The 22,239-nt window shown below is 35.3% G+C and carries 15 protein-coding genes and 1 other annotated feature; of the genes, 3 read left to right on the top strand and 12 right to left on the bottom strand.

Annotated elements, in window-relative coordinates; all coding sequences use genetic code 11:
- Positions 1–325: 325 nt before the first annotated feature.
- Positions 326–575: a binding site (T-box leader), on the bottom strand.
- A 256-nt stretch (positions 576–831) separates the two neighbouring features.
- Entirely contained in the window at positions 832–1,782 is a 951-nt protein-coding gene (locus BUB90_RS15545; RefSeq protein WP_073289360.1) for a hypothetical protein, read from the top strand.
- Positions 1,783–1,814: 32 nt separating this feature from the next.
- Here BUB90_RS15545 and BUB90_RS15540 read toward each other — a convergent pair whose 3' ends face one another.
- From BUB90_RS15540 to BUB90_RS15530, 3 genes are all read right to left on the bottom strand, one after another.
- Entirely contained in the window at positions 1,815–2,312 is a 498-nt protein-coding gene (locus BUB90_RS15540; protein WP_073289359.1) for a GNAT family N-acetyltransferase, read from the bottom strand.
- Positions 2,313–2,397: 85 nt separating this feature from the next.
- A complete protein-coding gene (locus tag BUB90_RS15535) occupies positions 2,398–2,868 on the bottom strand; it encodes a C-GCAxxG-C-C family protein (RefSeq protein ID WP_073289358.1) in 471 nt (156 codons plus the stop codon).
- 18 nt (positions 2,869–2,886) lie between these two features.
- Complete coding sequence (locus tag BUB90_RS15530) at positions 2,887–4,080, bottom strand: glycosyltransferase family 4 protein (RefSeq protein WP_073289357.1); 1,194 nt, start codon at positions 4,078–4,080, stop codon at positions 2,887–2,889.
- 227 nt (positions 4,081–4,307) lie between these two features.
- On the opposite strand from BUB90_RS15530, the gene fabV reads away from it, so the two are divergent.
- Positions 4,308–5,522, top strand: coding sequence for an enoyl-ACP reductase FabV (gene fabV, locus BUB90_RS15525; RefSeq protein ID WP_073289356.1), 1,215 nt, complete (start codon positions 4,308–4,310; stop codon positions 5,520–5,522).
- Between the two features lie 167 nt (positions 5,523–5,689).
- Here the strand turns inward: fabV and BUB90_RS15520 are convergent, their stop codons facing one another.
- Positions 5,690–9,913, bottom strand: coding sequence for a glycosyl hydrolase (locus tag BUB90_RS15520; RefSeq protein ID WP_073289355.1), 4,224 nt, complete (start codon positions 9,911–9,913; stop codon positions 5,690–5,692).
- 380 nt (positions 9,914–10,293) lie between these two features.
- Here BUB90_RS15520 and BUB90_RS15515 point away from each other — a divergent pair, with 380 nt between their 5' ends.
- Entirely contained in the window at positions 10,294–10,620 is a 327-nt protein-coding gene (locus BUB90_RS15515) for a hypothetical protein (protein WP_073289354.1), read from the top strand.
- 55 nt (positions 10,621–10,675) lie between these two features.
- Here the strand turns inward: BUB90_RS15515 and truA are convergent, their stop codons facing one another.
- From truA to BUB90_RS15475, 8 genes are all read right to left on the bottom strand, one after another.
- A complete protein-coding gene (truA, locus tag BUB90_RS15510; RefSeq protein ID WP_073289353.1) occupies positions 10,676–11,458 on the bottom strand; it encodes a tRNA pseudouridine(38-40) synthase TruA in 783 nt (260 codons plus the stop codon).
- A complete protein-coding gene (locus tag BUB90_RS15505) occupies positions 11,451–12,662 on the bottom strand; it encodes an ABC transporter permease (RefSeq protein WP_073289352.1) in 1,212 nt (403 codons plus the stop codon). Before BUB90_RS15505 ends, truA begins: the two co-directional genes overlap by 8 nt.
- 2 nt (positions 12,663–12,664) lie before the next feature.
- Complete coding sequence (locus BUB90_RS15500) at positions 12,665–13,441, bottom strand: ABC transporter ATP-binding protein (RefSeq protein WP_073289351.1); 777 nt, start codon at positions 13,439–13,441, stop codon at positions 12,665–12,667.
- A 14-nt stretch (positions 13,442–13,455) separates the two neighbouring features.
- Positions 13,456–13,788, bottom strand: a complete 333-nt coding sequence (locus BUB90_RS15495) for a PadR family transcriptional regulator (protein WP_073289350.1) — start codon at positions 13,786–13,788, stop codon at positions 13,456–13,458.
- A 317-nt stretch (positions 13,789–14,105) separates the two neighbouring features.
- The gene (locus tag BUB90_RS15490) at positions 14,106–15,161 is read right to left on the bottom strand and encodes a peptidylprolyl isomerase (protein ID WP_170865512.1); all 1,056 of its coding nucleotides are present in this window, start codon (positions 15,159–15,161) and stop codon (positions 14,106–14,108) included.
- Positions 15,162–15,213: 52 nt separating this feature from the next.
- The gene (gene mfd / locus BUB90_RS15485) at positions 15,214–18,738 is read right to left on the bottom strand and encodes a transcription-repair coupling factor (RefSeq protein WP_170865519.1); all 3,525 of its coding nucleotides are present in this window, start codon (positions 18,736–18,738) and stop codon (positions 15,214–15,216) included.
- A 24-nt stretch (positions 18,739–18,762) separates the two neighbouring features.
- A complete protein-coding gene (gene pth, locus BUB90_RS15480) occupies positions 18,763–19,332 on the bottom strand; it encodes an aminoacyl-tRNA hydrolase (protein WP_073289347.1) in 570 nt (189 codons plus the stop codon).
- Between the two features lie 223 nt (positions 19,333–19,555).
- The gene (locus BUB90_RS15475; RefSeq protein ID WP_073289346.1) at positions 19,556–22,135 is read right to left on the bottom strand and encodes a Ryanodine receptor Ryr; all 2,580 of its coding nucleotides are present in this window, start codon (positions 22,133–22,135) and stop codon (positions 19,556–19,558) included.
- Positions 22,136–22,239 lie beyond the last annotated feature (104 nt).

Here is a 22,239-nt window from a genome sequence, read left to right as displayed (position 1 = left end):
TACTTTCCCCCGCTTCTTAGCTAACGTACTATGACTAAAAAACGATAGCGAAGTACCTTATCACTTCTTAGTGTGTACTGAGTCACCTAGGAAGGCGAGGCATGGACGCCGAGCCAGCCTGAGCTGAGGCAGGATGGCCGAATCGAAGGCGATTCCGTACCATTTACTACACCTACCAGACACACGCTAGAAGTCCTTAGGTACGAAGCGTGTTTCGTGTCATAGTACGTTAACTAAGAAGCCTCGATAAACTCATCTGAGTTTTGCCTTCCGTCCTTCTCAGTTATTACATAAAAAAAGCCCCTTCCGATTCACAATGTAAATCGAAAGGGACGAGTCATTCTCGCGGTTCCACCCTAATTGGTACAAGTAGTAAACTGTACCCACTTCATTCTACCTACGATCTATGTCAACGGAATATTAACATTATTATAGGTATCGATTATAACGGAATCACCGGACCGGATTGGGGTCACTCAGAGTTAGTTTTCGGATATTTCATAATAAGATATTCGCAGCATACATATCTCTCTCTGCATTATTCCATATCGTACTCGTCTCGTCATTGTGTTGATGGTATTCATTTTATTTCGTTCTATATAATAGAACTTTTGCTGTCTTTCATTATATCATGTGCATTAGCATTGTCAATATGGAATATTTTCATTCTTAAAATTTCTTTAATTAACTTATAATCAAATCTAGCTTTACACTCCTTGATAATCAAGGTACAATTTTTCCATGAAGAAAACTAACAAGCAAAGCAAATAGATAAATATAGAAAGCATTGCGATTATCTAATCAAAAAAATTGGAAAGGAAACATACAATTATGACAGTTTCATTCTTTGACAAACTTCAAAAGCAAAAAGATGGCATACAACTATTCCATCAATACGAAGACCAAATCAACGACCTAACCTCAAAATTAAATATTCTTTCAGAAGAAATTCTTACCAATGAACAAGCACTTCAAAAAGAAGCCAAAGATGTTGAACAACTTACGGGTAAGAGTGTACAATCTTTGTATCATAGAATTCGTGGCAACTATGATTCCCAACTTAAAAAGGAAATGCAAGAACGACACGAAGCAGAACTACAACTTGATTTCAAAAAGCAAGAACTGGAACGCCTTCAACTAGATATTCAAAATCTGCAAAAAGAGCAATCCCTCTACTACGATTGCCAAAGAAATTACGACCAACTCTTTCAAGATAGATTGAAGGAGCTAATTAGCAATAATCCACCTAACCCTAATACCAAAGAACTACTCTTAGGTTTACAAAGTGATGTAGATACTGCTATCTCTCAGAAAAAGGAATTAGAGGAAGCAATTCGTGCTGGCGAGCGTGTGGGCGTTTCTCTTAATCAGGCATATGACCATCTTAAAAGCGCCTCTAACTGGGGTACATTTGACATCTTCGGTGGAGGACTCATTACTGATATTGCCAAACACTCTAAGATTGACGACGCTCGTTCCTCTTTAGCCAAAGCACAAAGAGAGCTTCGTGCCTTTCACACTGAATTGGCTGATGTAAGCATGAACATCTCTATATCAATTGACATTGGATCTTTTACAACATTCGCTGACTATTTCTTCGATGATATCTTCTCAAGTATTAGTGTAAAATCGAAGATAACAGATGCTCAAAACAACGTATCGACTGCGATTAAACAAGTTCGTTCCACTCTTATACTGTTAGAAAGATCCAAATTAGAAAAGAATGAGCACCTTGAAACTACCCTCGAACAAATCAAAGATATTGTGATTCATTCCGATTAATCCTCTATCATCATTGAAGATTACACAAATACCTATACTGCCATCTCCATCACATAATCGTCCATCACATACCCGTTCCCGATATCGGAAACTTGTTCTCTAACTTTTATAAATCCTTTTTTCTCATAAACAGCAATGGAACCACTGTTATATCGGTTAACTGTTAGCCAAATTGCTTGCTTTTTGTTTGATGTTGCAAGTTCTGTTATGAATGAAAAGGCCTTTGATGCAAGGCCTTTTCCTCTTGCTTCCTTAGCTATGTATAACTTGCTAAGAAAAATTCTATCTGTTTCCATCACTAGCCCAATATATCCTACTACAGAGTCTTCATCTTTTATTAGATAATACTCGTACCCTTGATCATTTATCTGCAAAGCAACAGCATTAGCAGATTGGAATTTATCCACCATATAATCAATTTGAGCAGGTTCTAAAATCGATGAATAATGTTCGTGCCAAATCTTAGTACCAAGCTCTGCAACCACGTTGATTTCTTCTTGTTCCTTAACTTTATGAAACCTTGTATTCATAATCTTTCCTCCTTATATTATAAGAAGGAGCTGCCTCTGAATTAATTGCATTCTCGCACCAGCTCCTTAAAACTTATCATAAAATCTATTCTTGCACTGTCTCTTTGTTTAATAATACTCGTTCTAAGATTTCAGCCGCTTGTCCTACCAACTCTACACAAGGTCGTTTCTTATAATATTCTTCTGTTCTTGCTTCTGGTTTTGTCTGTGTTGTATCTGTCTTCTTATCAAGTCCAAGAAGTTCACGGCAAATTATAGAACCGTTCTCTTTCTTATATTCTTCTGCTAATTGTTGAACTACATCGTAGTTATGTTTTTTTCCTTCTTGATCCTTTCCATCAACACTTCCAGTTTCTAAGCCTGCTATTAAAAACATTCCAGAAACAGCGCCACATACCTCTCTCATTCTTCCCATTCCACCACCAAAGGAACTAGATACCTTAAGTGCTGTCTCCTGATCCATATTATACAGATCACAATATGCAGCAAATACAGCCTGTGAACAATTATAACCTTCTTTAAATAACTGCATTGCTAACTCTTTTCTACTTTCCATACTACTCAAAACTCCTTCTTATAAAAATTCCTCTTGAAGTTCTCTTTCATCTGCTACTTCATTATATACACGAAGAATATTCTTAGCAAATTCTTCTGTTGAATATGACTTTACAATAGATAACGCATTGTTAGAATATAAATTCCCACTACAGCTATCAGAATTATAATAAAGAATACGATCTAATCCATCATATAAATCCTTCTGCACTACAAAACCAAATCCATTATAACCATCGATAAGAATCGCATCAAGGCAGGCATCTTTCTTAGCAACAACTGGCAACCCCGCTGCCATTGCTTCTATATAAGTAAGCCCTTGCGTTTCACTTTGTGAAGCACTAACGAACACATCGCCTAATTGATAGTATTTACCAATGCTATCCCAAGGCTGCTCTCCTACGAATATTACCCTCTTCTCAATTCCTAGCTCCCTTGCTATTAACATGAGTCTTTCCTTATCCGGTCCTCCACCAACAATAATGAACTTAACCTCCTCATGTTGTTTCATATACACAGGCATTGCTCTCAATATTTCTTCGATATTCTTTTCCTTCGATATTCTACCTACATATACAATAGTCTTTTCCTCTTCTTGGATTCCATAATGTCTCCTTAGTTCACTAACCTCTTCAAAACTAAAGCGATCTTTTCGGAATTTATCAAGTTTAATTCCCGTAGGTATAACCTCAATATTACTATAGACATGATAAGTACGTAACAATTCCTTAACCTTTTCCGTGGGTACAATAACTCTACTTGCCGAGTTACAGCATCTCCTTGTAAGATAGCGAATTGCTGATTTAGTTCGTTTATCCAAACGCTTAATCTTCATAATATAATGCGAATAATCTTCATATATCGTATGATACGTGTGGACGACTGGTATGTTCAATTCCTTTGCCATAATTCTACCGAAGATACCAAGTGAGAACTCCGTATTCGTGTGAATCAGGTCTAATTCTAACTTTTTAATTGTAGATGCTAATTTAGGATGATAGAATAATCCGACTCTACGGTCACTTAAAAAAATGAATGGCACACTTGGTACTCGGAATACATTGTGCTCAAACTCAGGCTCACTCGGTGTCTTTGTTGTAAAAACATAAACATTATGTCCCATCTTCTCAAGCTCCGTCTTTAGCATAAAGCATGATGTAGCCACACCATTAATTTCCGGATAGTACGTTTCTGTAAATAATCCTATGTTCACTTTTCTCCCCCCTGCACACAACTGATTATTGCCATAACAGCACTATCTATAATATATCTGATTCTATATACTTTGTAAAGTAAAGGTATTATTCCTTTCCCCTCTAGCTCTGGGTAGATACAGTCTGTTGGTATTCAATAGTCAGCCAGTAGTTTTGACTCTTCACACATAGTATGTTATAATTAGTTTGATTTTCAAACTTTCGACGGAAAGATGAGGTATATACTATGATTATAGAACCAAAAGTACGTGGATTCATCTGTACTACTGCTCACCCAACAGGTTGTAGAGTAAATGTTGCAAATCAAATTGCTTACGCAAAAGTTCAACAAAAAAAATTGTCTTCACATTCGGCTATTTCACCTAAGAAGGCCCTTATTATTGGCAGTTCCACTGGGTATGGATTAGCAACTCGAATTTCACTTGCATATACATACCAGGCTTCTACCATCGGTGTAATGTATGAAAAAGAAGCATCTGGTAATAGAACCGCCACCGCAGGTTGGTATAATACTGCTGCTTTTGAATCCTTCGCAGCAAATGATGGTTTGTATGCTCAAACAATTAATGGCGATGCCTTCTCTAGAGAAATCAAAGACGAAACCATAGCAAAGATAAAACGTGATTTAGGTAAAGTAGACATGGTGATCTATAGCTTAGCAGCACCTCGGAGAACAATGGCTGATGGTACCGTATTCTCATCTGTACTAAAGGCAACTACTGATACCTTTGTGAGTAAATCTCTAGATTTACGTCACAATACAATTGAAGAAGCTTCTATACCGACTGCAACGGAAGAAGAGATTGAATCTACCATCAAAGTCATGGGTGGTGAAGACTGGGCTGAATGGATAGATGCTTTAGTTGCCGCTGATGCGATTGAAGGTAACGCCATAACGGTTGCTTATTCCTACATCGGTCCTGAACTAACTTACCCAATTTATAAAGAGGGAACAATTGGCCACGCCAAAGAACATCTTCATAAAACAGCTAATCTTATTACCAAAGAATACCAACAACGTGGTATTCACGCTTATATCTCTGTGAATAAGGCCTTAGTAACCCAAGCAAGCGCTGCTATTCCTGTTGTACCGCTCTATATAAGCTTATTATATAAAGTACAAAAAGAACTTGGCACTCATGAAGGTTGTATCGAACAAATCAACCGTATGTTTACAGAAAAATTACTTATCGAAAAACCCGACGTGGATAAGAATGGTTATCTTCGCCTTGATGATTATGAACTAGATAGTAAAGTACAAGAGCAAATTAATGCAACTTGGGACAAGGTCACAACTGATAACTTAAAAGATCTTGCAGATATTGATGGTTACTGGGATGACTTTTACACTATGTTTGGTTTCAAACTTTCAGGTGTAAATTATACTGAAGAAGTTGATACAGCTATGTCCATACCAAGTATTTCTTCTACTTCTCTTTAAATAAAACCGCTATTATATCAAAGACAATAGCAAATAATAGATATACAAAAGGCAACAAAGAAAACTTTATTAGCTTCTTTGTTGCCTTTCTCATGTTTACGGGCCCTAAAGTCATGTTTTTTCATGTAAGCAACAAACACATGACCTTTAGCCCCAGTTTTTAGATATTATTTTGTAATAGTAACGGTTTTCGCCTGTCCTTTTCCTTTTAATAACTTCTTATAAGCAGAAAGTTTTGAAGAAGGAACTACAATTTTTGCCTTTGAATTGATTCCTTTGAATGCACTAGAACCAACTTTAGTGAGTTTCTTAGATTTAATTGTTATTGTTTTAAGTTTACTTGCTTTATAGAATGCTTTGTTACCAATTGTCTTCACATTTGATGGTATTGTTATCTTAGTTAACGAAGTACAACTTTCAAATGCACTATCTCCAATTGTTTCTACATACCTTCCAATTGTTACACTTGTTAGTTTCTTATTTCCTTTAAATGCATTTTTATTAATTGAAGTAACCTTATAGTTCTTATCTCCAATTTTAACAGTTGCAGGAATTGTAACCTTCGTTACGTCCTTTTGCGTACTTCCTAAGAAAGTTAACACTTCTTTCTTATTTGTAGTACTTACTACTTTATATTTGTTTGTTCCAACTGTGATAGTTGTGTTCTTCTTAGGCATTACAACCTTAAATGTAATTGATGCTGTTGCCTTTTTATATTTACTATCCCCAGCTTTCGTAGCAGTAACGGTAACTGTTCCAACCCCAGTTGTTTGGATTTGACCAGTTGTTGCATCTACTGTTGCGTATTTGCTACCAGAAGTCACTGCAAATGTGACAGCTCCACTTCCACTTCCACCTGTAACTTGTAGAGAAGCTGATTTACCGAAAGTCAATTCACTTCCAACTCCAGTAATTTGAAGTGCTTCCTGTTCGATTGGTTTCACCTCTTCCTCTTTACCGTCTTCTGGTTCAGATGGACTTGGTGTAGATTCTTCTGTTTTTGTTAAATCTTTAAAAATCGCTTTCGTAGCACCACTCTTGATTGCTGTAATCTTATCATAATAGATACTACCACTTACCCTACCATCAACAACTGCAGAAGAAGTTCCAATAGCATTAACCCATAATCCAAAAGAGGTTACCTTACTAGAATCTGCTGTTAAGCCTCCCTTGGGATTTCCAGCTGCATCTCTTTCGCAGAAATCAGCGAAAGGAATCGTAACTAACATCGGTGTAGTCTTATCTACATATTCATTATATAGATTCATATATGTTTCATATACTTTGCCGTTTGCTGTTATCTGTACAACTATCTTTTGATTTTTTCCATCCGGTATTGTATAGAACTGTAATGCGTCGCAGTTTGACCAATCAACTTCTTTTGTTATTGTTGCGCCAGCCCAACCCTCAGAAGTTTCATCGTATGTGAATTTCATTGCATATTCGCCATCATAAACTTTTTCTTTTTCTTTTGATAAAGATATAGTGATTTTACTTCCAGTTGCTTTGTTAGTTGTCCATTTGTTAGTTAATAAGGCATCAACACCCATGTAGTTTTCAAATCCATCAATTTCATATGGATCCTCTACTGGTGGTGCAATATTATAAATCGCATGAAAGGAATCTAGTTTTGTATCATTCAGATATAGATCAAAAGTTCCAACATATTCTCCAAGCTTTTTCAAATCTTCTTCGCTTAATTGCGCTCTATAATAGTTTCCATCCAACTGAGCTACAACTGGAATGCTTATTCCTTTTCCATTAAATACCACTTTAACTGTATTTGCTTGTGTTGCACCATTAACTTTTGCTACAACAGTAACCGCTTCTAATATTCTAGATCTTGAAGCAGGGGATACTAAATATCCTGTTGCTGCATCTGTAGTTGGTGATACATTCACACTAATTGCACTAGAAGTTGCACTTACTATAGTTTGTTGATTTGTTGCAAATACACTTCTTCCATCATTATAATAATCAATGAAATTATCTAATAATTCATGACCATACAGTGTACCATCTTCTTTTACCTCTTTTACATAAGGAGTATAAAAACCATCCTTCTCACCAAAGTTTGCCCATAATAAGAAATAAGATGCTTTCGAATCTGCTACAGCGTTTAGCAAAGCATTGTACCAGTCTTTGTGTAAGTTACCCTTCTTTAAAAGCGCTGTCTGGTTATCACCTTTTTGAGCTTCATTACGTATTCCAGTTTCCGTTACCGCTATTAGCTTTCCGTGTGCTGTTCCAAAATCTTCAACAATTTTTAGAGCTTTCTTAAAATCAACGAACCATGTACTTTCATTTGTTTCAGTTGGGTTGTCATTGTAAATATCAAATCCAACCATATCTACATAGTCATCTCCCGGATATCTTTCTCCATACTCATCAACATCATTTGCTTCGCTTCCTGGTCCATATACATATAAGAAATTATGTACACCTTTTTCATCACGGAGATATTCTACTGTATATTTCCATACACTCTTATAAGTTGCTGCATCACAGAATGCAGCTCCCCACCAGAACCAGCTTCCTGTATTCTCATGGAATGGACGGAATAAAATAGTTCCATCAACATTGTTAGCATATTCTGCAATCATATCTAGAAATGCATTATACATCTCGTTGTACTTACCTTCCGGTAATATCTGATTCATAACATCCCCAGTTAAAGTACCTGGTGTGTAACCAGAAAAATCATATTTTGCATATGTTGGATCAGTACCTTCTACATAATCTGCTTTCTCTTTCACTAAAGAAAAGTTTGGCATATGTGCAGACATGGTAATAATCGCACCTTCTTCAATGTTTTTGTTAGTTAATGCTGCGGCTGCGCGAACATTTCCTTCTGATGTTAATGGGAAATTTTCATCTCCAATTTCAGAATTATATCTCTTTGCACTATATTCATCTCCTGTTAAGGACAATGTATCAATACCAATCATACCAGCGATAGAACCAGTCACATCTTTTGTATCAGATGTAGTGATTGCACTTCCACTAGCTGCTGCTCCGGCTTTATGCCAAGTATCGTTCTCATGACCAAAAATTACGCTACTAGAATCACCCATTGCTTGTAGATAAGCGTAGATTGATTGTGTATGCTTTGTGGCATCTTTATCTACAAGTTTGATATCTGTTACAATGTTTGTTTCTTCTATAGCACCTTCTTTAGATGATGTTTGTAATTTATTATCTACTACTGTAATAGCATTTGTTTTATCCTCTGGTTTTAATGATGAATCCACATAAATATCTTCCGCACCAGAAGTTTCTTTAATCATCTTAAGATTGTCAATCCATAGGCTACCTTTATATGAAGTATTCTTACCAATTATGCAAAGTACTGTATTACAACAAGTGTCTTGTGTAATCGGATCAAAGGTAAGTTCTACTGTAACTTTCTTAAGTCCACCATCTACATCTACTGCCTTCTCTATATCAACTGTAGCGGAAGATGACGCTGCTGATTTTGATCCATTATCATATTGTATCGTTTCCTCAAATGCAAAATTACCATCTAATTTAGCTGGATCATAGTAGAACTCAAAGGTAGTTTTATTAACACCTACTAGTTCAACATCTCCCCATTCTCTAATCGCAATCTTGCTATAGTCGAACCCTTTATCTTTACTATAATCAACATCTACACGTAACATTCCGTTATCGTGTGCAGTTGTAGGTGTTTCTCCGTTATATTGATAATCCCAGTTTGTATATTCCCAGCCACCAATACCATCATCGAATGTCCATTCTTTTACCACTTCACTCTGAACACCACCATTTCCTTCAACGTTTTCAAGTCTTGCATTGGCGATTGCAATCGTACCAGAATAATCACATTGGTATCCAGCGAACTGTACCGTTACTTGACTAACCGTATCAGTTACTGCATCTGCAAATGCCATACTTTCATTCCAACCGCTGACATCGTTTGCTCCTACCGTATCCTCAAACGGAATACTTACAGCTACCTTATAGTAAGATTCACCAGCTATTGTTACTTTCTCAGTGAAATCAGCCGCCTGCATTTCAGGAATCGTATTCGATTGTACCCAATTCCAATCAGCTCCAACTCGAAGGACACCTACTGCTTTCATAACTCCAGAAAAATTAGGTGTACTACCACTGTCTGGTAATAAGACATCCATAGCAAGCGTTGTACCAACTGCTGGAATACTATCTGTCGTTAAACTAATGTTATTCTCTTTACCACTGTTATTATCCCAAGTACTGCTTACATCAAAACTATAAGGATTGCTAACATCAATTTTCTCATCTGCTGCCTGCACATATGTTATAGGAGCTAAACCTGATAAATTGACTGACGTGACTACCAAAGTTGCCGCTAGCGTTAATGCCAAACATTTTGTTAATCTCTTTTTCATTATATTTCCCCTTTTCATTATATTTTAGCTAATTAATTAGGTTAAATTAGCTATTAAAATTATAGCAGATATATGCATTATAGTCAATTAATCGTACTATTCATATTTATTCTTATAACATATTACTTAATTTTTTAAAAAATGGCATGTTTTTAATCTATATTTTGTTGATTATACATAATAATGCTTCATATAATATTAAGTTAATATATCTTTATTGATTTATATATATTAATATTAATTATCTATTATTACTCTTACACAACCTACTTTATAATACTTTTATCCATTCTATAGTAAAATTTTCTTTTCATTTATATGCTTTCGAATTATAATATTGAAATAGGGTCATAATATTAAATAGAAAGGATGACGGTATCATGAAAAAATTTGGTAAATTTATAGCTGGGACACTATCCTTAGCAGCTTTAGTAGGTGGTGCATTCTATTTCTTTAAAAATGTTGTTAACAAAGATTCAACTGATGATTTCGATGATTTCGATGATGATTTTGATGACATCGAAGATGACGATACAGAAGATAGTGACGAATCAGAAACTGATACAAGAGGTTATGTAACTCTAACTATGCCAGAAGTATCTGACTTCTCTGACGAATCAATCGATACTGACGACAACTTAGAAGCTGAAGTAGAAGTAACTTTATCTGATCAAGTACCTTCAGAAGAAGAAAGTCTAGAAGCTTAATTAGTCAAAAGGGACAATAACACTTAAACCTGTGTTATTGTCCCTTTTTTATCTATCATTTATATTCTACTGATTTCAAAAACAATCCATGAGGTGGAACAGTTATGCCAGCTAATCCACGATCTTTACAATCGAATGCTTCCTTAATTGTATCAACCTTTCTTTCACCCATTCCCACTTCAATCAATGTCCCTACAACAATTCGCACCATATTGTATAAAAAACCATCACCATGTAAGCGAATTCTTATTAAATTCTGATATCTACTTCTTGCCTTACTTGATTTGAATGTCGTTTCTTCAATATCTACTGCAAACAAGGTTCGAATCGTATCTTCCTTTCCACGATCAGAAGAAAACGAACTAAAATCATGTGTCCCCACTAGATAAGAGGCTGCTACCTTCATCTTCTCTACATCCAATTTCTGTTCCACATGATAGGCATATCTTCTTGTAAATACCTCTTCTCGTTCACCATTATCAATATAATATTCATATACTTTGCTTACCGCACTATAACGACTATGGAATTCGTCTGTTACCTGCTCCATATTACTTATAACAACATCCTCCGGCAAACGTTCTAGAAGGGCTTTTGTGATCTCCTTAATTGAAAGTTTAGAATTGGTATAAAAGTTCGCTACCTGACAAAATGCATGGACTCCAGCATCCGTTCTGCCAGAGCCCATTATTTTAATATTCTCATCCAATAGTTCCGATAAACACATCTCTAGAAATCCTTGTATGGATAACTCTCTTTGTTTACCACCTAGGCGTTGCCACCCAAGATATCTCGTTCCATCATAAGAAACATGGAACCTTATATTTCTTCTATGCATTAAACATTACCTTTTCACTATTAAACGCTTTAACTATACCTGCAGTAATAAGAATTCCTAATAAAACTGTACCACCAATTGCTGGTAGGAACTGAGACATTAATAATTCTCCTTCCATGATGTTTTGGATACATAATGCACTTCCGTATACTGGAATCGCGAACATCATCGTATCAGGTGTATTATTTCCACTAAACATAGTAATCATACCAGCTACGATTACTAAGATATACATTGGAGTAACATATGTGTTAGCTTCCTTCATGCTCTTAGCATATACCGATACAATTGAAACTACGCTTACATATAAGAATACAAGTGATAACATAATTACTATCAATTGGATAATTTGTACTGGTGATAAAGAGATACTAATTTCACTTGACATTTCTCCCATCATTTTTGGTAGAGCAAAAACCATACTAATCGCATAGATAATCGCTGATATCGATGATAGGATTGATATCGAGATTAATTTACCAGCTACAATATCAACTCTCCTAACAGGGGAAACTAACATGCTTGCAAGTGTTCCTCTTTCTTTTTCTCCAGTAATTGCATCTACTGCGATAGACATAACACCCGCGAATAGAAGCATTGTTATAAAGTAAGGCAACATCATACCAAGTGCTTTACCAGAAGCTTTTTGCGTATCTACTAATTGGGAATCTTCGATTTTTAAATCAATATTGAAGATCGTGATGTTGTCTAAGTTACCAATACGATTTGTAAGTAAGGATTGTTTCATTGGTTCAAGTACCATTGCTACGAAATTGGTACGTGCTGTAGAAGAGTATTCTTCTGATGGATTATAATATGTCTTAACTTCAGGTATTGCACTTCCTTCTGTGTAATTCTTAATAGCATCCATGAAACCTTCATCGAAACTTACTAATAGATCTTTACTTCCATTCAAGATCTCATCTTTAATTGAGTCAATATTTTCTCCTGCTTTCAGATAAGTAATATCCCCTTGAAAGCCTGATGCTTCAATTACTCCTTCAATCCCTTCTGGTGCATTCTGTATATACACACTAGGAACATGGGCGTCAACATCATTTTCCATCTTATCCGATAGGTTTCCCATTAAGAAAAACATACCAACCATAAGTGCCACTGGTAATATGAATAAACTAAAGATTAATTTCTTATCGCCAAACACACGGTTTAGCTCTTTTTTAATAATTTCTCTTGCTCCTCTCATTCCTATTCCTCCTCCATATTATACTCTTTATATAATTCAAAGAACGCATCTTCCAAATCTTTTGTATTCGTCTTAGTAAGGATCTCTTGTAAAGTACCCTCAATTACCTTCTTACCTTTGATAATGATACCAATGTTATCACATAATTTTTCTGCATCGGATAAGATGTGGGTTGAGATAATAACTAATTTACCTTCATCTCGTAACACCCTAAGGTAATCTGTAACACTTCTTGCAGTTACGATATCCAAACCATTCGTTGGCTCATCGAAAATTACTACTTTAGGATCATGTACCAAACTTACTGCAATGGCTGCTTTTTGTTTCATACCAGTTGACAATTCTTCTATTTTTTTATCTTGAAATTCTGTAATACCAAAGTACTTGAATAATTTTTCTCTTCTTTCATTAATCTCGGCATCATTCATTCCGTGTAAATGTCCAAAGAATTGGAACATATACTTTGCCGAGAAATGAGGATCAAGCTTAATTTCATTTGTTAAGAAAGCAATATTATCTCTAACTTTCTCTCCTTCTTTCACCGTATCAAAACCACATACTTTGATATCCCCCTCAGTTGGCTTTAATAACGTAGCCACACAGCGGAGTGTTGTTGTTTTACCAGCACCATTTGGTCCAAGTAAGCCATAGATCTGCCCTGGCTTTGCAGTTAAAGTTATGTGATCTGCTGCTTTTTTCATATTCTTTTTCGTTTTTTGTTCCTGCATTTGCTTCTTGGATAGCTTATAGATCTTCGTTAAATTATTAATTTCAATCATTATTAATCCTCCTTTTATTTAGGCTGAATTGTTCCCATTACTTCTACTGCATTCTTTGTTAATTGGTTTAATCGCCTAACCTCTCCCTGTAAAATTTCTTTACCCAAATCTGTTAACTTATATAATTTACGTCTATCTTCATTCCCCTCACCGGAATATTCAATGATGTATTCTTTTTTTAACAGATTGGTAAATGCACCATACATTGTACCTGCACCAATTTTGACTCGGTCGTCTGTCAAGGCGGCCGTTTCTTGCATTATGGCATAACCATGGTTAGGTCCGTTAAAGAGGCAAAGTAATATATAAAAATAACTTTCTGTTAATGGCTCGTTGGATTTCGCCATATGATTCCTCCCTTCATCACTAGGTTCCCACGGTATACAATGATATATCATAACTTGTTATATCTGTGCTCGTTATATCTATTATCGTTATATCGCCTGCCGATATATCGATAATACCATTACTAGAAGATTCTGTCAATATATTTTTAATTTATTTTAATAATTATCCTCTCATTCCTTATTCCACGAGTGTGCACTAAGAAGTATCACCTCTATAGATGAACAAAAAAGGATATCGGATACATCTTTACGACATATCCGATATCCTTTTCTATATCCTTTTTCTACATCAAACAAGTTCTATTGTTTAAGTTTTATTAGAATTGTATCTCATCCCAAATCTCTTGTTTAATCTTAACCTTATAATTACCTAACCACTCTTTATACAGCTTTTGAAAAGCTTCATCTTGTCTTTGGCTGATAATTTCTTCTTTCTTTTGAGCAGTTGCATCTTCATTAAAGGAATCTACACAATACAAGATATAATACCCTGACTCGTCTTCAATTACCTTACTGATCTTGCCTTCTTCTAAAGCGAATGCAGCGTCAATATATTCATCGCTCTTATCACCTCTACCAATGGTGTATTCAACTTGTGAATCATCACTATTGCTTAATGCGAATGTATAAAAGTCCTCTTCTTTTTTCACTTTCTTTAGAAGTTTCTTCGCTTTATTAAGAGCTGCCTCTTTCTCTTCATCTGATAAAGCGATTACTTCTCCATTCTTATCTTTGGAAGCCGTTGAGACTTCGATTTGATATACGGTTACTTGTTTCGCTTCTTCATCAGAAATCGAGGTGTCCACGTCCATTGTTGCTACATCAAATACTTTCTCTGATAAAAAATTATCCTTACAAATCTTAAATACCGTATCATAATCGATTCCATATTTCTCCCGGTCTTCTTCCTTAATACCCGCAAGATATTCATTCGCATAATTTTCTATCTCTATTAATTCGTCATCAGTTAATACAGTATTAAAATTGTGAGCCTCCATGGTCATAATCTTTAACTGTATAATTTGATTCAAAACTTCTTCTCTTGCCATTTGGCCAAAAGTAGCACCTGTATCAAGCTTATAATCCCAAATTACATTTGTGAAATTAGGCTCATACAATTCCTTTAACAATAACACATATACCATTACTTCATTATACGGAACCTTAATATCACCTACCGTCAAGATTGTGGCATCAGTTTTTACTGTAGGCTCAGTGTTATCCTCTTCATTAGAATCTGTTACATTAGACTGCTTTAATTCTTTGTTCGTATTGTCATTCGTTTTATTATCTTTTTTTCCAGAGCAAGCTGTGAATGTAAGCATAAGTAATACAGCTATAATCCCAAGATACTTCATTCTTCTGTTTCTCATCTCTACCTCCATAAGCACACGCTTTCTTTCAATCTTATTCCTCCCAAGTTTTTTACGTTTCAATCAGTCCCTGTAATTCTATTAAGATTTTCTTTAATACATCGAATAATGCAACAACGTCGATTTTTCCTGTCTTTGATCGTTCTTTAATCTTCCAAACAAAGTATGGATTAGCATCTGGTACGAAAGTTAACTGCGGTTTGAAATTCTCTACTACAGAAGGAATTCCTAGTACAGAGATCTTTGCTTTATTATACATAACGATTTTTACTTCTAAGTCCTTATGAACAATCTGTGTCACAAACGATTTATGTGCTATTGCTTTCAATAAAGCGATATTTAGTAAGTTATTAACCGAATTCGGTATATCACCAAAACGATCTATCATTTCATCTTGCATATCTAAGAATTCATTCTCATTCTCAATCTCAGCAACACGTTTGTACATCTCAAGTTTCAAGAACTCATTTCTGATATACGTAGATGGAATGAAGGCATCAATATCTAAATCTACCGATGTGTCGAATGTATCTTCTTCACTTGTTTCACCTTTCAATGCCTTTACCGCGTCATTGAGCATCTTACAATATAAATCATATCCTACTGCTTCCATATGACCATGTTGTTTTGCCCCTAGCAGATTACCAGCACCACGAATTTCTAGATCTCTCATGGCTATCTTAAATCCAGAACCAAGTTCTGTAAACTCTTTGATTGCTTGTAATCTCTTCTCCGCAATTTCCTTAAGCATCTTATCCCTCTTGTACATAAGGAATGCATAAGAAGTACGATTCGACCTACCAACACGCCCACGCAACTGATATAGCTGGGATAAGCCAAGCTTATCTGCTTCATCAATAATCATTGTATTGGCATTGGAGATATCAAGACCTGTTTCTATAATTGTTGTAGAGACGAGTACATCAATATCTCCATTGATATAATCAAACATGATTTTTTCAAGTTCTCTCTCATTCATCTGCCCGTGAGCAAATGCTACATTTGCATCTGGTACTAACTTAGCAACCATGTTAGCAACTTCATCAATACCATTGACTCGGTTATATACATAGTATACCTGTCCCCCTCTCGCTAACTCACGATTAATCGCTTCACGAATAATCTCTTCATTATGCTCGAGGACATAGGTTTGTATTGGCATACGATCAACAGGTGGTTCTTCTAACACACTCATATCACGAATACCGATTAAACTCATATGCATGGTTCTTGGAATTGGCGTAGCTGATAAAGTAAGAACATCGACATCATTCTTCATCTGCTTAATCTTCTCTTTATGAGTAACCCCAAATCGTTGCTCTTCGTCTACAATTAATAGTCCCAGATCTTTAAACTGCACATCTTTTGATAATACGCGATGCGTACCAATCAGTATGTCTACGCTGCCTTTTTTCACTTTATCTGCAACCTTCTTAAGTTCTGTCGCACTCTTAAATCTTGACATCATATCAATACTAATCGGGAAATCCATCATACGTTGTACGAACGTATTGTAATGTTGTTGAGCTAGAATTGTAGTTGGTACTAAGAAGACTACTTGTTTTCCATCAGATACCGCCTTGAATGCTGCACGTATTGCAACTTCCGTTTTCCCATATCCAACATCTCCACAGATTAAACGGTCCATAATCTTCTTACTTTCCATATCCGTCTTCGTCGCCTCAATAGCGGTTAACTGATCATCAGTTTCCTCATATGGGAACATCTCCTCAAACTCCTGCTGCCATACGGTATCTGGTCCAAACTGGTACCCTTGCTTTTCTTGACGCTTTGCATACAACTCAACTAATTCTTTGGCTATTTCTTTAACAGCACCTTTTACTTTTGTCTTGGTATTCTTCCATTCAACAGAGTTCAGCTTATTAAGCTTAGGCTTCTTAGCTTCTGCACCTGCGTATTTTTGAATTACATCAAGACCAGTTGCCAGAATGTATAAAACACCACCTGCTGCATATTCAATCTTGATATAATCTTTCGTGACGTGATCCACTTCAATCTTTTCAATCCCTCGATAAATGCCAAGACCATGATTTTCATGAACAACATAGTCTCCAACGTTAAGATCACTAAAATGTTGTATCTTACTGCCTTCGTAGGATTTCTTCTTACGGCGCTTCTTCTTCTCGGCACCAAAGATATCTCCTTCAGAGATTATAACTAATTTTATTAAAGGATATTCAAAACCACGATGAACATAGCCACGTGCTACCATAATCTCACCTGGCTTCAATATGCGGTCTAAATCCTCGCTATAGAATGCAATTAACTCATTCTCTACCAAATCCTCACTTAATCTTTTTGCCCTAGTACTAGAATTTGATAATAAAATTACCCGATATCCCTTGTTCTTCCATTTCTTAAGATCCTCAACTAGGATATCAAAGTTATTGTTATATGGATTTACTGATTTTACACTAAAGTCGTACTTACGTTTACTGACAAAGGATGTAAGCTTGTAATCCATCGTACTAAGTAACACTGACCTCATCGTGTTAAACTTAGCAATGATACTCTTATATGGGAAGATTACATCAACCTGGCTAGGTAGAATATACCCCTTCTCTATTCTTCCAATCATACTCTCTCGGAATTCTAGATCAACTGCTTCACCCTTTTCAACCAAACGATTTGGTTCGTCTAAGTATATAACCGATTCTTGATTTGTAAAATAGTCAAACATAGAAACCGTATTATCATAGAAATATTTGATATAACTATCAATACCAATCGCACCATTATACGCTTCTAAACTTTCCTTGAATTCTTCAACAATTTGTTTGATTCTATGGGCTTCTTCCGTCTTCATCTGGGAACGTAGAGCATGTACATACTCCTTCGTTTCCTCATCTAACTTTCGTACACCCTCTCTCATAACCTGTTCGTCTAAGATGATTTCAGCTGCAGGATAAATTGCTACCGATTCCACATTCTCTATAGAACGTTGGCTGCTGATATCAAACATACGAATCGTGTCAACTTCGTCATCCCATAACTCAATACGATACGGACACTCTTCTGTCAGTGGAAATATATCGATAATTCCGCCACGTATGGCAAATTCACCTGGACCTCCAACCTGTCCACATCTCTCATATCCTAGATGTACTAACTCCACTTTTAATTTTTCAAGATCAAGGGTCTTAGCCACATCTATAGTCAAGATTCTTTTCTTAATATACTCAAGGGGAAGAATACGATCAAGTCCTGCATCAATCGTTGTTATAATTGTTGCTTCTTCTGCCTCAATCAGTTGCTTAAGAACATGTAAACGATCCTTTACTATCGCATTTCCTCGAATATCTGCACTATAGAAAATAACGTCTTTCGCAGGATATAGCCATACATTCTTAGAGTATAGCTTATAATCCTCATAGATTTCTTTCGCTTTTATGTCATTATACGTTACAATCAGTTTCCACTTATAATTCTTACTAAGTCCACTGATCAAATGACATTTCTGAGAATCAATACAACCTGCTACATGGATTGGTGTCTCCTTCAGTGTAAGATCTTGTCTAATACTATTGTATTCCTTTAGTTCTTCTAAAGGTTCCATGAACGTCTTCATGATTAATCCCACCTATATCTTCTTATTATACTTATTCATCGCACTAGTAACATCTTCTGTTATTAAACTCTTACATGCATCAGAAACATGTGCAAGTGCTTCTCTCATAATAGGTTGCTCTTCATTATTAAATCTGCCAAGTACATAATCAGCCAGATCCCAGTCTTTTGGTTTATCACCAACACCCACCTTAATACGTGGGAATTCTTGTGTTCCAAGATGTGCGATGATACTTTTAATTCCGTTGTGACCACCTGCACTACCTTTGGTACGTATTCTTAATTGCCCTACATCTAGACTAATATCATCATAGATTACAATTAATTCTTCCTCCACATCAATTTTATAAAAATCAACTAATTCACGCACACTTTCTCCACTCAGATTCATATATGTCTGAGGCTGAGCAAGAATTACCTTTTGTCCTTCTATATAGCCTGTTCCGCAAATTGCTTTATGTTTTTTCATATCCAAAGAGATATCATAGTCATCTGCTATTTTTGTAATTGCATCAAAACCAATATTATGCCTTGTAGCAGTATATTCTCTTGTTGGATTTCCTAGTCCTACTATTATAAACATTTTCAAACCTCTCTATCTAAATGGGTTGATTATCTCCCATTTATCATTATCTATCTAAACGTATATAAAGATACATCCAAAATAATTACTTTATAAATTTATTAATATTTCACATCATACTTAAGGGTAAGCATCTTATAAAATTGCTTACCCATGTAATTTTACCATATTTTCTTGTTAAATACTATTGGTTTTTACTAAAAACTCCACTTGAGTTTTTTCACTAACGCTTAGTTTCACAATAACACAACTGTTTCAATCTCTCTATCTTAAAGTTCGATTTAGCAAGTATTTCTGGCCAGCACTTGACCATTTCATAAGCTTTATTTTTCATTTCTTGTGATAGTTCTTCCCAACACTTCAAGCTAGAATCATATTTTATATTGTTATTCTTAACCCCACCACATTTCAGGGCTATCTTTTTTCTGTAATTATGCCAATCTGTATGCTCTATCTCTGCAAGTGTTTCTAGTTCCTTTTGATTAAATTCAAAGGTTTCTAGTTTTTCCTTAACAGAAACAACATCGTAATTTATTTTAAGCAAATAATTAGGAATATGTTTCGCTTGCTTACGATAGTAAATCTTACATTCTTCGCTTAATTCATTCCAAGGTAACAAATTATTCTTATCAATATCTATATTCCCCTTATGAATCACTATATATTTTTCATGGATACCTTCTGCAAGCTCTTCAATTTTCTCACTATAAAAAGCATCATGCATTAAATGACGTAAAAATTGTTCTTCATCTACATGTAATCTTAGTTGTTCCTTTGATGGAAGGAAGGATTGTTCCCACTTTTTCGCATTTGTTAACATGCTCATCTCCATTATAGCTTCCATGGATCTGGATTCATGTTTATATCTTTTAATTTTCAGCAATGCTCTAAGCACTCCATTATCAATTTGTGCCTCTCCATGTTCATTAATAAGGTGCGGAACTTTACGTTCTAATAATGATCGTAGTAACATTGCTCTTCTTATAATAAACAAGTGGTCCCACTTATCATCGGTTTGATTTGGTCCCAGAATGTTTACATATCCCCTCAAACGACTTATAAAGTCTGGTCCTTTTGCTCCCTTAAATTCAACTAAGAATTTCTTTTTTTCCTCCTCATCTCTAATACCTTCTCCACTAAACTCCTTAAAGGTACTACTTGTCCCTCCCGCAAACACGAATATAGCTTTTCCTATTGGGTGAACAGAATCTCCATCCCTAAATAAACCATCTTGCATTGGGGCTAAGAAATATTTTAACCATCCCAATTTCCCATTGAGCGAAGAATCAAATTCGTCAAAAAATACCAATGGTATTTTACCTTCTAACACAACATCTCTTACCTTATGAAAAGCATTTGCTAGATCGAGTGGAGAATTAAATTGTGAAAGATTAAAATCTAGCTTTTTAATTGAACTCGACGCAATACTTTTAGCAACTTCTACTATACCAAATGATTTTCCAGAACCAGGTGTTCCAAACACTGCAATAGACAGAGGTCTAACGGTGTTTTTAGTAGATATATATTCAATCATAAGATTTTTGATACTTCTATAACTTTCAATTTCTGTCTTATCAACGGTTGTTAAATTTCCAAACCTAGCTATCGGTATGGTATTAAGTGCGTTCTTTACTCCATTTTTAACAATATCATAAGCTATCTCTGCCAAATTTGTAGAACTTTTATCCTTCAATATATACCAACAAGAATGGCAATCAGAATTAGTTTTATTAGGAACTATTACATCTTGCACGTAATCTTCTTTTACAAAATCATTGTCCTCTTCAATAAATATAGACGGATTAGGAAATACTGCTTTTTCTGGATCTTCCCCGAACCCATTAATAAAATATTTCTGAGCCGAAACAATTCCTCTTCGTATACCTATACTTATTGATTCGTTAAGTTCCTCCTTGTTTTGTATTCCAGAGACAATCGCACTTGCCACACCTGCAACAAAGCATGATGTCAATCCATACATCTTACCTTGATAATCTTTGATAAATCCACCCTCAAATTCATACGGTAAGAAATATAATCTCGTCTCAGGTACCCCCTCATTTTTGTAATAAATAACCCCTTCATTGCCAAAGGGAATTATAAGATGACGGCAATTTACTAAAAAGGTCAAATTAGGATTATTGTTAATATGCCATATAAAATCTTGAGCTGTCTTTTCCCATGAAAGACTTTTACTTATATTAACTCCTTTCGAACGCAAATCATCACTGTTTATAATCACTATTGTGTTTTCGTTGTGATTCTTTTGTAGGTGTTGCCAAAGTTCATTAGAATCTATTGGATTATTCGTTTTATACAAAATGACCGGCGATGTATTACTCTGCTTTAAAGCTAATGGCCAAAATTCTCTATATGAATTAAATCCATTGTTTTCATCATCTAATACAATCATATCGACGTCTGGATCATCATTAATGATTGGAAGTAATTTAGGGCTTCCGGCTATAGGCCCCGTAAATCCTATAAAACGGCTAACCCTATAAACCTTTTTCTTATCCCCTTTATTAAACATTGGTAAAAGCTCAAGTTCTACCGTTGACTTAAGAAATTCTCCTGATAAAATTAATTCTGTGTCATGAAGCTGTGGAGAAATTATGGAAGCTCCAGTTGACAAAGATATAAATCTTGATAAAAGTAGACCTGCTCCATTTTGTAATATACCATGCATATTGGAATACATTTGCCAACTTAATCCCTCATTGTTCTGTGGATGTGTTATCCATTGTAATAAATTCACGCATATATCTCCTGATACAACAATCTTTGTATCCATATTTTCCATATTGTACATCTCCTAATAGTTCTAAGTAATATATTAATTTATTTTTCCCCATCTTATTTATAAAAAAACTTACTTTTCGTAATTAATTTACTAATTAGGATTTG

The sequence above is a fragment of the Anaerosporobacter mobilis DSM 15930 genome (assembly GCF_900142955.1).
GTDB classification, from domain to species: Bacteria; Bacillota; Clostridia; order Lachnospirales; family Lachnospiraceae; genus Anaerosporobacter; species Anaerosporobacter mobilis.
This window is presented reverse-complemented; position numbering and strand designations above follow the sequence as displayed.

What these genes read in the sequence shown, in the direction of transcription:
- BUB90_RS15490 (WP_170865512.1), bottom strand. Translation starts at nt 15,161, where the DNA reads ATGAGAAACAGAAGAATGAAGTATCTTGGGATTATAGCTGTATTACTT.
- BUB90_RS15540 (WP_073289359.1), bottom strand. Translation starts at nt 2,312, where the DNA reads ATGAATACAAGGTTTCATAAAGTTAAGGAACAAGAAGAAATCAACGTG.
- BUB90_RS15500 (WP_073289351.1), bottom strand. Translation starts at nt 13,441, where the DNA reads ATGATTGAAATTAATAATTTAACGAAGATCTATAAGCTATCCAAGAAG.
- pth (WP_073289347.1), bottom strand. Translation starts at nt 19,332, where the DNA reads ATGTTTATAATAGTAGGACTAGGAAATCCAACAAGAGAATATACTGCT.
- BUB90_RS15535 (WP_073289358.1), bottom strand. Translation starts at nt 2,868, where the DNA reads ATGGAAAGTAGAAAAGAGTTAGCAATGCAGTTATTTAAAGAAGGTTAT.
- BUB90_RS15495 (WP_073289350.1), bottom strand. Translation starts at nt 13,788, where the DNA reads ATGGCGAAATCCAACGAGCCATTAACAGAAAGTTATTTTTATATATTA.
- BUB90_RS15475 (WP_073289346.1), bottom strand. Translation starts at nt 22,135, where the DNA reads ATGGAAAATATGGATACAAAGATTGTTGTATCAGGAGATATATGCGTG.
- BUB90_RS15515 (WP_073289354.1), top strand. Translation starts at nt 10,294, where the DNA reads ATGAAAAAATTTGGTAAATTTATAGCTGGGACACTATCCTTAGCAGCT.
- mfd (WP_170865519.1), bottom strand. Translation starts at nt 18,738, where the DNA reads ATGGAACCTTTAGAAGAACTAAAGGAATACAATAGTATTAGACAAGAT.
- BUB90_RS15505 (WP_073289352.1), bottom strand. Translation starts at nt 12,662, where the DNA reads ATGAGAGGAGCAAGAGAAATTATTAAAAAAGAGCTAAACCGTGTGTTT.
- BUB90_RS15520 (WP_073289355.1), bottom strand. Translation starts at nt 9,913, where the DNA reads ATGAAAAAGAGATTAACAAAATGTTTGGCATTAACGCTAGCGGCAACT.
- fabV (WP_073289356.1), top strand. Translation starts at nt 4,308, where the DNA reads ATGATTATAGAACCAAAAGTACGTGGATTCATCTGTACTACTGCTCAC.
- BUB90_RS15545 (WP_073289360.1), top strand. Translation starts at nt 832, where the DNA reads ATGACAGTTTCATTCTTTGACAAACTTCAAAAGCAAAAAGATGGCATA.
- truA (WP_073289353.1), bottom strand. Translation starts at nt 11,458, where the DNA reads ATGCATAGAAGAAATATAAGGTTCCATGTTTCTTATGATGGAACGAGA.